Here is an 11906-nt window from a genome sequence, read left to right as displayed (position 1 = left end):
AATGTGAACAAGGGTCTTACCGATACGCACAGTTACGCCTATCCTGACGGGGTGTCTACACCTACTGTGTTCATCACCGGCGCCGCTGCCGGGATCGGACGATCCACTGCCTTGAAATTTGCACGAGCCGGTTACCTCGTCGGTGCCTACGACATCGACGAGACGGGGTTGGCGTCTCTGGGCAAGGCCATCACCTCCAGCGGGGGCCGTGTGGTCACCGGAACCCTCGACGTCACCGACCCGCAGCAGTGGGAGGATCGTCTGAAGGAGTTCGACGCGGAGGCCGACGGTCGCCTCGACGTGTTGATCAACAACGCGGGCATTCTGGTCGCCGGGCGTTTCGAGGAGATGCCGATCGAAGTGCACAAGCGTCAGATCGACATCAATTTCAACGGCGTCGTCTACGGCACGCTCGCTGCATTCCCGTATCTGAAAGCGACGAAGGGCGCGCAGGTCGTGAACCTGTGCTCGGCGTCGGCGATCTACGGGCAACCCGAGTTGGTCACCTACGGCGCGACGAAGTTCGCAGTACGCGGTGTCACCGAGGCGCTGGATCTCGAGTGGGCCGAGTACGACATATCGGTCAAGGCCATGTGGCCGCTGTTCGTGCAGACGGCGATGACCCAGGGCGTGTCGACCGGCACCACCAATTCGCTCGGAATCAAGCTCACCGCCGACGATGTGTCCCAGGCCATCTTCGACGCCACACGACCGTCCAAGCGACTGCTGCACAAGGTGCACTTCCCGGTGGGAATCCAGTCCAAAGCGCTGTCGCTGGGTTCGCGTTTCTCTCCCGCATGGCTCACCCGCGAGGTCAACAGGCGCCTCGCACACAAGTAGGCATCGCACGACGGCGGCTGGGTCGGTTCGCCGGTAGGGTCGCTCTCCAGTACGGATGAGCGAAAGTGGGGTCGGGTTCTTTCATGGCACAACAGCGCGCGAGCAAGCGTCTGGCAGTGGCAGCGTCGGTAGCTGTCGTAGCGTTGATTTCGGGGTGCGGCAGTGAGTCCGGCGCGGACGTCGCTGCTGCACCACCGGTCACCACAACGACAACGACGACGGTCCCGCCCACGACCACGCAATTGCCTGCGCCCGCGCCGACGACAGAATTGCCACCGCCTCCGCCCACCGAGGTGGAACCCGTTCCGGCGCCGCAGACCACGTATGCGGCGCTGGACGGCGCCTACTACTTCTCCTCGCCCGACGGGCAGTTCCAGTGCGGCATCGTCACACTGGCCAGTCGAACCGAAGCCGGGTGCCAAGGCACCACCGCACCGGTCCCGCCGAGGCCCGAGGACTGCATGATCAGCTGGGGCAACGGAATCCGAGTGACCAACGAGGGTGAGGCCTCGTTCATGTGCTCGGGAGGTGCGGTGTACACCTCGGGTGGGGAGACCATCGACCCGCCACTCGCACTCGGTCAGTCCATCCATGCCGACGGGTACTCCTGCCTGTCGGCTTCGGAAGGCATCTCGTGTACCAACGACGAGACCGGGCACGGCTTCCGTATCGCCCCGGACAGTAACGAAATCTTTTGAGCGACATCCCTACCGGCGACATCCCTACCGGCGACGAGCCCGGCCCGACCGAATGGGGAGAGCACCCGAACGGCGTCGGGCCGTGGGAGCAGGAGCACGACGATCCTCGTCCCACCGGGGCGCAGTTCGACACCGCGTTGCTCGACGGGGGCGACCGTCGCAATGTCGTCGACGCCTATCGGTATTGGAGCAGGGAAGCGATCGTTGCGGACATCGACACTCGGCGCCACTCGCTGCACGTCGCCATCGAGAACTTCGCCAACGATGCGAACATCGGCACGGTCGTCAGGACAGCCAATGCTTTTGCCGCACAGTCGGTTCACATCGTCGGGCGCCGTCGTTGGAACAGGCGTGGTGCGATGGTGACCGACCGCTATCAGCACATCCATCATCACGACACAGTGGCTGACCTGCTCGTTTTTGCGCGCGAGCACGATCTGACGGTTGTTGCCGTCGACAACACGCCGGGATCGGTACCCATCGAGACGGCTGACCTGCCTCGCGACTGTCTGCTCCTGTTCGGTCAAGAGGGTCCTGGAGTCACCGCAGACGCCCGTGACGGCGCGTCGATGACCGTGTCCATCGCGCAGTTCGGGTCGACTCGAAGCATCAACGCAGGTGTTGCAGCCGGGATTGCGATGCACGCCTGGATCAGGCGTCATGCTGATCTGTCACAGGCCTGGTCCTGACTGTCTGTGAGGGTTCCGAGTGCGGATGGCAGGATCATCGGTTATGCAGGAGCTATGGGCGCAGCGGGCCGACGCTGCGGAGGGGGCGGTGCTCTCGCGGCACGTACGTCGGTTGTGGGGTCTGCCGGGGACAGCGCTTGCCGTCGTAGCGTGGCCGCCGGTTCGTCGCGAGCGGGCGTTTCTGAAGTGGCACTACTGGTGGCAGGCGCACCTGCTCGACTGCGCGGTGGATGCCGCGAGCCGTGAACCGACCTCCAAGCGCCGTCGGCGGCTCGCAAAGATCGCCCGCGCGCATCGTATTCGGAACATCACAGGCTGGACGAACAACTACTACGACGACATGGCCTGGCTCGGGCTGGCATTGGAACGAACGCAGCGCTTGCACTCGGTAGGACACCGAACCGCTATTCAAACGATCGAGATGGAGCTGTTCGACGCGTGGTCCCCGGACGCCGGGGGTGGCATCCCGTGGCGCCGAGGGGATGATTTCTTCAACGCTCCGGCCAATGGCCCTGCGTCGATTCTTCTTGCACGAACAGGCCGGTCGTGGCGCGCGCAGGCGATGGCAGATTGGATGGACAGTGCGCTCAAGGATCCGAAGAGTGGTCTGATCTTCGACGGAATCCGTACTGGCAGCGTGCTCGATCGGGCGATCTTCAGCTATTGCCAGGGCGTTGTTCTGGGAGTGGAGACCGAGCTTGCAATTCGGCTCGACGAATCGAGACACCGTGAGCGCGTGCACGACCTGGTCGCTGCGGTTGAGGCCCGGTTGTGTCGGGACCTGGTCATCGTCGGGGGAGGCGGCGGAGATGGAGGGCTGTTCGACGGCATTCTCGCTCGCTACCTGGCGTTCGTCGCGACGAGTCTGCCGGGGGATTCCGACGAAGATCAGGCTGCTCGTACTTTGGCTGCGGCGATCGTGCTCGCCTCGGCCGAATCAGCATGGGAGAACCGGCTGGAGGTCGAGGACTATCCCTTGTTCGGCGCTGCGTGGGAGTCCGAGGCAAGGCTCCCGGGGCCGAGCCACTCCGTCGCGACTTCTCGTGGGGGAACCGTTCGTTCCTCGGTCGTACCCGAACGAGACCTGTCCGTTCAGCTCGGCGGGTGGATGTTGATGGAGGCGGCGTACACGGTGTCCGCAGCCGGCTTTCGTTAGCTAAGGTATCGGTCATGGGGACCTCGTGGAATCCGGATGTGTACCTGAATTACGCCGACGAGCGTTCGCGGCCGTTCGTCGAGATGGTGGCACGAATTCGGCACGATTCTCCGGCGCGGGTGGTGGACCTCGGCTGCGGGACCGGCGTTCAAACGGCGACCCTGGCCGAGCGCTGGCCCGACGCGGTCATCACGGGCGTCGACTCGTCGCAGGACATGGTTGCGAAGCAGCCGCCGGATCTACCGCCGAACGTCTCCGTCGTCGAAGGCAATATTTTGGATTTCGACGCAACCGGGGTCGATGTACTCGTGTCGAACGCCGCGCTTCAATGGGTGCCGCAGCATCGGGATCTGATTCCGGTCTGGGCGTCGCAGTTGAATTCGGGTGGCACTCTGGCGTGGCAAGTGCCGGGAAATTTCGACGCCCCGTCGCATGTGCTTATGCGAGAACTGGCATCGTCGCCGGAATGGGCGCCACTGTTGACCGGTGTCCTGCGCGGCGGTGACAGTACCGACTCGGCACAGCAGTATGCGTCGGCGTTGCTCGACACGTCATGGTCCGTCGACACGTCATGGTCCGTCGACGCGTGGGAAACGACGTACATGCACGTCCTGCAGGGTGAAGACCCCGTCTTGAAGTGGGTGCGGGGGACCGGGTTGCGGCCCGTGCTGGATGTACTGACCGAAGATCAGCGACTTCGGTTCGAGGAGCAGTACGCGGCGCTCCTCCGTGAGGCATATCCCTCGACGACCGCAGGGACCGTCTTTCCGTTCCGCAGGGTCTTCGTCGTCGGTCGGAAAGACTGATCTACTCGAGAACTTCTTCGACCTCGATGGTCTCCGCGGGCCGAGCCATCTCCTTGCGGTATTGCCAGATTCCGAGTCCGGTCCCCACGACCAGAAGCACGATCATGCCGATCAGCACGGCTGGGAGCAGCCACGGCACCTTGTCGAGGAAGCTGCCGAAGTAGAAGCCGACCAGCAGGAGTACCGGCGCCCAGATGATCGCGCCCAGCGTGCTTGCGATCGTGTAGCGGCGGTGATTCATTTTTGCAGCGCCTGCGACCATCGGGCACAGGGTGCGAACCCACGGAATCCATCGAGCAACGAGGACCGCCCAGAACCCGTGCTTTTCCAGTAGCAAGTTCACCTTGTGCAGGTTCTTGGTGTTGAGGTATTTGCCGTTCTTGCGAGCGACGAGAGTCGATCCGGTGCGATGCCCGATGACGTAGCCCACCTGGTTGCCTGCGATTGCTGCGACCATGGCTCCGGCCGACAGTGCCCACACATGTGCGGTTCCGGATGCGTGCGTAGCCATGACGATTCCGGCAGTGATGAGCATGGAATCACCGGGCAGGAACAGGCCGATGATCACGGCGCACTCGATGAACACGAAGGTCATGACGATGATCCACACGACCAGAGGGCCTGCGGTGGAGAGGGGGCCGAATTGGCCCATCGACTCAATCACGATTGCTGCGTTTCCGCGATCTAGGAGGTGGGGTCCTGCTGCGCGTCGATGGCGTCGCTCGCCTCGGACAGCGGAGTCTTACGGGCCTTGATCAGTCGCTTACCGACCTCGATGGCGATCGGCAGGACGGACACCAGGACGATGAGGATGAAGATGATGTCGACGTTGTCTCGGATGAACTGAATTTGTCCGAGGAGGTAGCCGAGCATTGTGACGCCCGCTCCCCAGACGATGCCGCCGACCACGTTGTAGGTGAGGAAGATGGAGTACTTCATTTTCGACGCACCGGCGACGACGGGCGCGAATGTGCGCACGATGGGTACGAATCGCGCCAGGATGATGGTGATCGGGCCGTGCTTCTCGAAGAACGCATGTGACTCGTCGATGTACTTCTTCTTGAAGAACTTGGAGTCGTTCGACTTGAAGAGCGCCGCGCCACCCTTGGTCCCGATGAAGAATCCGACCTGGTCACCGAGAATCGCAGCGATAGGGATGAGTACGAGCAGCACCCCGATGGGAGCGAACGGTGGGATGTCCGCGGACTTCGATGCCGCGATCAAACCGGCCGTGAAGAGCAGTGAATCACCTGGCAGCAGCGGGAACAGGAGTCCGGATTCGATGAAGACGACGAGCAGCAACCCGACCAGCACCCAGGTGCCGAACGAGTTGAGCAGATTCACCGGATCGAGAAACCCGGGCAGGAGCGCCAGGTTGGTCGTCACGGATTCCGAGGCAGCAAGAAGACTCACGGCGCCCACCCTACCGGCCGAACCTGGGACAACCGTAAACAACAACTGGTGAAATGCCGTCGACACGATGTCCGATTTGTCACCTTCGGTGGCAGGGGTGCTGCATGTGATGTGGGTGGGTACCGCGACACACAGCGGTCGGGCTTGCCATACTGCAACAGACAATCAATCTCTTCACATGGAGGAATGACGCCGTGCCGATCGCAACTCCCGAGGTCTACGCCGAGATGCTTGGCCGGGCCAAGGAACACCAATTCGCATTTCCGGCAATCAACTGCGTGGGTTCCGAGTCCGTCAACGCCGCAATCAAAGGCTTCGCCGACGCGGGAAGTGACGGCATCATTCAGTTCTCGACCGGCGGTGCCGAGTTCGCGTCCGGTCTCGGTGTCAAGGACATGGTCACCGGCGCTGTGGCGCTCGCGGAGTTCGCTCACGTGATCGCCGCGAGGTACGACGTCACCATCGCGCTGCATACCGACCACTGCCCGAAGGACAAGCTCGACACCTACGTCCGCCCGCTGCTCGCCATCTCGCAGGAGCGCGTCGACGCGGGTCGCAATCCGCTGTTCCAGTCGCACATGTGGGATGGATCTGCCGTGCCGATCGACGAGAACCTGGAAATTGCCAAGGATCTGCTCGCCAAGGCTGCAGCGGCTCGCATCATCCTGGAAATCGAGATCGGTGTCGTCGGCGGTGAAGAAGACGGCGTCGAAGCAGAGATCAACGACAAGCTCTACACCTCCAACGAGGACTTCCTCAAGACCGTCGAGGCTCTCGGTGCGGGTGACGCAGGATCGCGCTACCTACTCGCAGCAACGTTCGGCAACGTGCACGGCGTATACAAGCCGGGCAACGTCAAGCTCAAGCCGTCCGTGCTCGCCGACGGCCAGCGTGTGGCGTCGGAGAAGCTGGGTCTGGCCGCAGGCTCGAAGCCGTTCGACTTCGTGTTCCACGGCGGATCGGGTTCGGCGAAGAGCGAGATCGAAGAGGCTCTCGATTACGGCGTCGTCAAGATGAACGTCGACACCGACACCCAGTACGCGTTCAGCCGCCCCATCGCCGGTCATTTCTTCAGCAACTACGACGGTGTGCTGAAGGTCGACGGCGAGGTCGGCAACAAGAAGGCCTACGACCCGCGCAGCTACCTCAAGAAGGCCGAAGCCGGCATGACCGCCCGCGTCATCGAGGCATGCAACGACCTCAAGTCCGCTGGTCGGAGCGTAAGCGCCGGATAGCGCGTCCCCGCAGTGGTGTGGTTCGGTGCCCTCGGAGGCACTCGTTCACACCACTGCGGTGGTGCGTGGCTGGCCCGGCTGTGACCGAATGACCCATTCGGTCACCCTGGCCTGCGGCGGACTTTGGACGCGCGGGTTTCAGCCGGTGCGCGTGTTGCAACCGGTGCTCTCGCTGCAACCCGCGCGGGGCGGCCCCGATGCGAGCGAACGACTCATTCGGTCACCCCACTTACTCGGGATCGCAGACCTTCCATTCGTCACCCTCGAGGCGGAGGTCGAAGGTCCGAGGTGACCGCTCGTTCGGGTTTGCTGCGGTGTACGCGATGACCTGCGCAATGGCGGTGTCGCCGGTGATCTGAACTGCATCGACGCCCTCGACGACGGGGATGTTCCCTTGCTCGACCGCCGTGCGATGCACGTCCGCGAAAGCGGCGTCGGGGATGTCGCGGTAGTAGGCGGCCATCTCTCCACATGAGGTCGACCGAAGAGTCTCGAGATCTCCCGACGTCAACGCCTCGGTGAACGAGCTGACCCGCGCTCGAATCTGAGTTTCGGGCGAGTTGTCCTCGCGTTCGCCCGACAGGTACAGAAAACCAGCTACTCCTACGGCGACGATCAGCAGCACCGCCGCGGCCAACGCAGCGATCCAGCGTCCGCCTACTCGTCGACGTGTCTTCACCTTCTCCGGTGGCGGTCCGATGCGCTCAGGTTTGGCAGCGGGCGCAATTCGACGCGGCTGAGGAAGGGTGCCCCTCGCTGCAGGATCCTCGGCTCGGGGCGGAATGCGCCGAGGTCCGACGGTGGGCTTGGCAACTGCAGTCGGCGGCCCGCTTGCTGCGGGTTGGCTCGTAGTGGGCCTGCCTGCTGTGGGCTCGGTGGTCGTGGGCTCGGTGATCCTCGGCGCGGGAGCCGCGACCCGCGGTATCGCGGTCGTTTCCGCTTCGGAGTTCGCCCCAGTCTCCGCCGCATCCGCCGTCCCGGCGACCGGGGGCTCCTCGGACTTGGAGACGTCGGACTTTGTGGCGTCAGGCTTGGAGACGTCGAGCTCGGTGGTGGCTGGGTCGGTTGCGTCTGACTTGGAAACGGCGGACTCGGCGGCGTCGCGCTTGGGCTCAGTCGGCTCACCGGGCTCCTCCGATTCCGCCTCGGGGACCGGGGCGGTGGGCTTGGGCAGGGGTTTCGCAGGCGGGCGGGGAGACTTGGTCCGAACCAGCGGTGCCTTGGCTGGCGGAGTCTTGGCAGGGGTGTTTTGGCTGGTGGCGTCTTGGCAGGCGGAGTGGCGTCCGGCTCGGACGTGACCGTGTCAGGACGTGTCGGCGGCTTCGGCTCGGCGTCGCCTGTGCTGATCGGCTCGCCCTTGGGGGGTATCGGGATGGCCTCGGTTGCGGGCTCGTCCGCCCGCGGCCCTGCCTCGGCCTTCTTCGCCCGTTCGTCCTTCTCCGACACCGTGTAACTCCCAACTGACCACAGAACTCGACCGAAACAACGAGCCTAATGGGCGAGGGTGGGTGGCCGGACGCAACCGACGGGGGTGTCGGGGCACAATGGTCGTCATGACTTCTTTCGGTGACCTGCTCGGACCACAGCCGACGCTGCTTCCCGGTGACGACGAAGCAGAGTCCGCCCTGCTGAATCACGAGGACCCCGCAGCGGTGGCTGCGGCGAACCCGACGGCATCCATCGCCTGGGCTTATCTGGCCGAAGCCGCTTTCGAGGGCGGCCAGACAATCACCGCGTACGCCTACGCTCGTACCGGTTATCACCGCGGGCTCGACCAGCTTCGCCGCAACGGATGGAAGGGATTCGGGCCGGTCCCGTACAGCCATGAGCCCAACCGAGGATTCCTCCGCTGCGTCGCCGTTCTCGCGAAAGCTGCGCGCGATATCGGGGAGAACGACGAATACGCCCGGTGCCTCGACCTCCTCGAAGACTGCGACCCGAAGGCAGCGGAAGCTCTCGGGCTCGGCTAACCGACTACGCCCGACCGCGCGGCGCGGAAAAGCTCGAGTTCGCGCCGGATTCACGCGGTTGCAGTTGTCGCTGCTGCCTATTGTTCAATGTGCGCTGGCAGCCGGTGTTGCCTGGTTCGTCGCGACCGACATAGTTGGCCACGCCCACCCGTTCTTCGCCCCGATCGCAGCGGTCGTATCCCTCGGCGTCTCGCTCGGAGCTCGGATGCGACGCTCGGCGGAACTCGTCGTCGGCGTCACGGTCGGCATCGGTGTCGGCGACTTGATCATTTCGGCCATCGGCAGCGGTCCGTGGCAGATTGCGCTGGTCGTGGTCCTCGCAATGGCGACCGCGGTCTTTCTCGACGGCGGTCCGATCATCGCGATGCAGGCCGGTTCGTCGGCGGTGCTCGTCGCGACCCTCATTCCTCCCGGCGACTCCGGAGGAATCGACCGAATGGTCGACGCGTTGACCGGCGGTCTCGTCGGCATCGCGATCGTCGCGCTGATCCCGACGCATCCGGTGTGGCGTGCGCGTAAGGATGCCGCGAAGGTGCTGGGTACGGCCTCCGAGGTGCTCCAGAAGGTCGCCGACGGTTTGGTCGCCAACGACCCGAAGCCCATCGAGGTGGCGTTGAAGAAGGCTCGGGCGACGCAGTCGGACATCGACACCCTTCGAACCGACCTCAAGGGCGGCCGAGAAATCGCTCGGATTTCGCCTCTGTACTGGGGGCATCGCAACCGTCTGGCCGGACTTGCCAAGACTGCGGACCCGATCGACAACGCGATCCGTAACATCCGAGTTCTGGCCCGCCGGTCACTGACCCTGGTGCGCGACGACGAGATTCTCGACCCGCGCGTCGTGGACGAAGTGGAGCGACTTGCCCACGCCACCGATGTGCTGCGGCGAATGATCCTGGCCGACCCAGGCCAGCAACCTGATGCGGCAGAGGCTGCCCGTGTTCTTCGTTCGGTTGCGGCTGGCGCGAAACCGGAGTTGATCTCCAACGCCGGACTGTCTGCGACTGTGGTGCTTGCTCAGCTCCGGTCGATCATCGTCGACTTCTTGCAGGTAGCGGGATTGAAGCGGATTTCGGCGCTGGCAACTCTGCCTCCCACCGTCGAGAAACCGGATGTGACGCCGGACCCGTTGTAGAACTCGTGGCCATTGCACATATGCGCATGTACGCATATGGTGACCTTTCGGAACGACCGAACGAAGGGGAGTCATGGGCGCGGGGCACGGGCACAGCCATGGAATGACGGGTGCGGGCGAGTCGGCATCGCCGTCGTCCAAACGCATCCGCAACATGGTCATCGCGCTGGGCATACTCGTCGTGTTCCTGATCCTGGAAGCCACGGTCGCGCTCGTCATCAACTCGCTCGGCCTGCTCGCCGACGCGGGTCACATGCTGACCGACGTGCTGGGTATGTCGATGGGACTCGTCGCTCTGTTGCTGGCGCGCAAGGGCAGTGCTGTCGCTGCACGCACTTTCGGTTGGCACCGAGCGGAAGTGTTGACGGCCATCGCCAACGCCGTTTTGCTCCTCGGTGTTGCGGCGTTCATCATGTACGAGGCAATCGACCGCATCGGCGACGCTCCCGAGATCCCCGGCCTCGCTCTGATCCTCACCGCCGCAGCAGGTTTGGTTGCGAATCTCGTTGTCATCCTCCTCATTCGCGGCGACGCGAAGGACAGCATCGCCGTGCGGGGTGCGTACATGGAAGTGCTTGCCGACGCCGTCGGCAGCGTCGGGGTTCTCGTCGCCGGGTTCGTCATGCTCGTCTTCGGCTGGACCTGGGCGGACATCGTGGTCGGTGTGGCGATTTCGCTGTGGGTCATCCCTCGCGCGCTGAAGCTCGCAGCTTCGGCGCTGCGGATTCTTACGCAAGCGAGCCCCGGCCACGTCGATGTCGAAGCTGTGGAAGCAGACCTGGCCGCCTTACCCGGCGTCGTCGGAGTTCACGACCTGCATGTCTGGACTTTGACAACCGGGATGGACGTCGCGACGGTTCACCTCGAGTGCGACGGATCGAGCTCAGTTCTACTCGAGCGCGCGAAGACGGTGTTGGCGACCTACGGCCTCGACCACGCCACCGTCCAGGTCGAGCCGAGCTCGCACGGTGCTGCGTGCAAAGACGAGCTCACGTGGTAGATCGCGACTCGCCGCCGTAGTTCGAGATTTCGATCAGATTGCCGTCCAAATCGCGGCAGTAGTGCGAAATCATCTCTCCGAGAGCGCCATGTTTGACCACCGGACCGTTGGTGATGGTGACGCCGCACGCGCGAAGGTGTGCGCCGACTTCTTCGGGTGACGAGCTGGTGACAAAGCAGAGGTCCTCGGAGCCGGCGGCTTCGACTTGACCGGACGTCCAGTCGGAATCATGTGCAAGCGCGTCGATCGGGCGCAGATTGATCTTCTGGTTGCCGAACTTCAGAGCAGTGCGTCGGTTCGGACCGAATACTTCGATCTCCATTCCGAGGACCTGCTCGTACCACGTCGCGGTCGCCTCGACGTCTCGGCAATTGATCACGATGTGGTCGAATCTATCCACCGTCAGTGCCATGGTTGCACGCTAACACCGACCTCACCTGGTAGCTCGGCAGTTCATCTGCTGAACGTGCGCACCGCCGAGCCCGGGTGCCACAGGTCGATCTGCATATGATCGTCGACGAGCGAGGTCAGGACGACCTCCTCGATGTCGAGATCGAAGACGTTGTACGGCGACAACTCCGGCGGTGACGCGTCGAAGACCTTCTGAAGCGCTTCGGGGTCGGTGAGTTCGACGGCTCGACCCGAGATCTTCGCGTCACCGCCGTCCATCGAGTGGTGGCCAGGATTGCTGTGGATCGCATACCGCGAATCCCGTTGCAGATCGCGTGCTTTGAGGGCATTGAGCATCGAGCCGAGTCGCAGCACGCCACCATCGGCGAACTCGACTTCGGTACCGCTCACGCGCGGGGAGCCGTCCTTGCGAAGGGTCGCCATGACGTGGTGCTTGTGCGCGGTGAATCGTGCTTTCACGGCGGCGGCCAGGTCGGGTGCCGCAGTGTCGAAATCACTCCAGGTAGCCATGGAAAGCAGTATTCACCGGTATCACTGACACCGTATGTCAGTG

General features: G+C 63.7%; 16 protein-coding genes. 11 read left to right on the top strand and 5 right to left on the bottom strand.

What is annotated here, in order from left to right; genetic code table 11:
- Positions 1 to 51: 51 nt before the first annotated feature.
- The 5 genes from D8W71_RS26465 (at position 52) to D8W71_RS26440 (ending at position 4189) form a co-directional block, all read left to right on the top strand.
- Positions 52 to 840, top strand: a complete 789-nt coding sequence (locus D8W71_RS26465) for an SDR family oxidoreductase (RefSeq protein WP_201265203.1) — start codon at positions 52 to 54, stop codon at positions 838 to 840.
- An 83-nt stretch (positions 841 to 923) separates the two neighbouring features.
- A complete protein-coding gene (locus D8W71_RS26455) occupies positions 924 to 1538 on the top strand; it encodes a DUF6636 domain-containing protein (RefSeq protein ID WP_236077622.1) in 615 nt (204 codons plus the stop codon).
- A gap of 5 nt (positions 1539 to 1543) precedes the next feature.
- Positions 1544 to 2227, top strand: coding sequence for a TrmH family RNA methyltransferase (locus D8W71_RS26450; RefSeq protein WP_201265465.1), 684 nt, complete (start codon positions 1544 to 1546; stop codon positions 2225 to 2227).
- Between the two features lie 43 nt (positions 2228 to 2270).
- Entirely contained in the window at positions 2271 to 3383 is a 1113-nt protein-coding gene (locus D8W71_RS26445) for a glycoside hydrolase family 76 protein (RefSeq protein WP_201265202.1), read from the top strand.
- A 14-nt stretch (positions 3384 to 3397) separates the two neighbouring features.
- Positions 3398 to 4189 (top strand): methyltransferase domain-containing protein, encoded by a 792-nt coding sequence (locus tag D8W71_RS26440; protein ID WP_121118047.1) that lies wholly within the window; start codon positions 3398 to 3400, stop codon positions 4187 to 4189.
- 1 nt (position 4190) lies between these two features.
- Here D8W71_RS26440 and D8W71_RS26435 read toward each other — a convergent pair whose 3' ends face one another.
- On the bottom strand, positions 4191 to 4841 hold the full coding sequence (locus D8W71_RS26435; RefSeq protein ID WP_121118045.1) for a DedA family protein: 651 nt from the start codon (positions 4839 to 4841) through the stop codon (positions 4191 to 4193).
- 32 nt (positions 4842 to 4873) lie between these two features.
- Positions 4874 to 5602: a VTT domain-containing protein gene (locus D8W71_RS26430; RefSeq protein ID WP_121118043.1), complete on the bottom strand. Its 729-nt coding sequence runs from the start codon at positions 5600 to 5602 to the stop codon at positions 4874 to 4876.
- A 194-nt stretch (positions 5603 to 5796) separates the two neighbouring features.
- Between D8W71_RS26430 and fbaA the strand changes: the two genes are divergently transcribed.
- On the top strand, positions 5797 to 6837 hold the full coding sequence (gene fbaA, locus D8W71_RS26425; RefSeq protein ID WP_121118041.1) for a class II fructose-bisphosphate aldolase: 1041 nt from the start codon (positions 5797 to 5799) through the stop codon (positions 6835 to 6837).
- 229 nt (positions 6838 to 7066) lie between these two features.
- Here the strand turns inward: fbaA and D8W71_RS26420 are convergent, their stop codons facing one another.
- Complete coding sequence (locus tag D8W71_RS26420; protein WP_121118039.1) at positions 7067 to 7516, bottom strand: Rv0361 family membrane protein; 450 nt, start codon at positions 7514 to 7516, stop codon at positions 7067 to 7069.
- A gap of 67 nt (positions 7517 to 7583) precedes the next feature.
- Between D8W71_RS26420 and D8W71_RS26415 the strand changes: the two genes are divergently transcribed.
- From D8W71_RS26415 to D8W71_RS26400, 5 genes are all read left to right on the top strand, one after another.
- On the top strand, positions 7584 to 8135 hold the full coding sequence (locus D8W71_RS26415) for a hypothetical protein (protein WP_153275438.1): 552 nt from the start codon (positions 7584 to 7586) through the stop codon (positions 8133 to 8135).
- A 2-nt stretch (positions 8136 to 8137) separates the two neighbouring features.
- Positions 8138 to 8290 carry a hypothetical protein gene (locus D8W71_RS27440; protein WP_153275437.1) on the top strand — a complete coding sequence of 51 codons (153 nt, stop codon included), beginning with the start codon at positions 8138 to 8140 and terminating at the stop codon, positions 8288 to 8290.
- A 100-nt stretch (positions 8291 to 8390) separates the two neighbouring features.
- On the top strand, positions 8391 to 8807 hold the full coding sequence (locus D8W71_RS26410; protein ID WP_121119964.1) for a DUF3151 domain-containing protein: 417 nt from the start codon (positions 8391 to 8393) through the stop codon (positions 8805 to 8807).
- Positions 8808 to 8871: 64 nt separating this feature from the next.
- Positions 8872 to 9942 carry an FUSC family protein gene (locus tag D8W71_RS26405; protein ID WP_121119962.1) on the top strand — a complete coding sequence of 357 codons (1071 nt, stop codon included), beginning with the start codon at positions 8872 to 8874 and terminating at the stop codon, positions 9940 to 9942.
- Positions 9943 to 10015: 73 nt separating this feature from the next.
- Positions 10016 to 10942 carry a cation diffusion facilitator family transporter gene (locus tag D8W71_RS26400; RefSeq protein WP_121118035.1) on the top strand — a complete coding sequence of 309 codons (927 nt, stop codon included), beginning with the start codon at positions 10016 to 10018 and terminating at the stop codon, positions 10940 to 10942.
- On the opposite strand, the gene D8W71_RS26395 is transcribed toward D8W71_RS26400, so the two are convergent.
- Together D8W71_RS26395 and D8W71_RS26390 are read right to left on the bottom strand one after the other, a co-directional pair.
- On the bottom strand, positions 10932 to 11354 hold the full coding sequence (locus D8W71_RS26395) for a VOC family protein (RefSeq protein WP_121118033.1): 423 nt from the start codon (positions 11352 to 11354) through the stop codon (positions 10932 to 10934). The genes D8W71_RS26400 and D8W71_RS26395 overlap by 11 nt on opposite strands.
- 41 nt (positions 11355 to 11395) lie before the next feature.
- Positions 11396 to 11863 carry a pyridoxamine 5'-phosphate oxidase family protein gene (locus tag D8W71_RS26390; RefSeq protein ID WP_201265201.1) on the bottom strand — a complete coding sequence of 156 codons (468 nt, stop codon included), beginning with the start codon at positions 11861 to 11863 and terminating at the stop codon, positions 11396 to 11398.
- Positions 11864 to 11906: the final 43 nt, after the last annotated feature.

This window comes from Rhodococcus sp. P1Y, from assembly GCF_003641205.1.
Taxonomy (GTDB): domain Bacteria; phylum Actinomycetota; class Actinomycetes; order Mycobacteriales; family Mycobacteriaceae; genus Rhodococcoides.
Note: the sequence above shows the minus strand (reverse complement) of the source record. Positions and strands in the feature narration are given on the sequence as shown.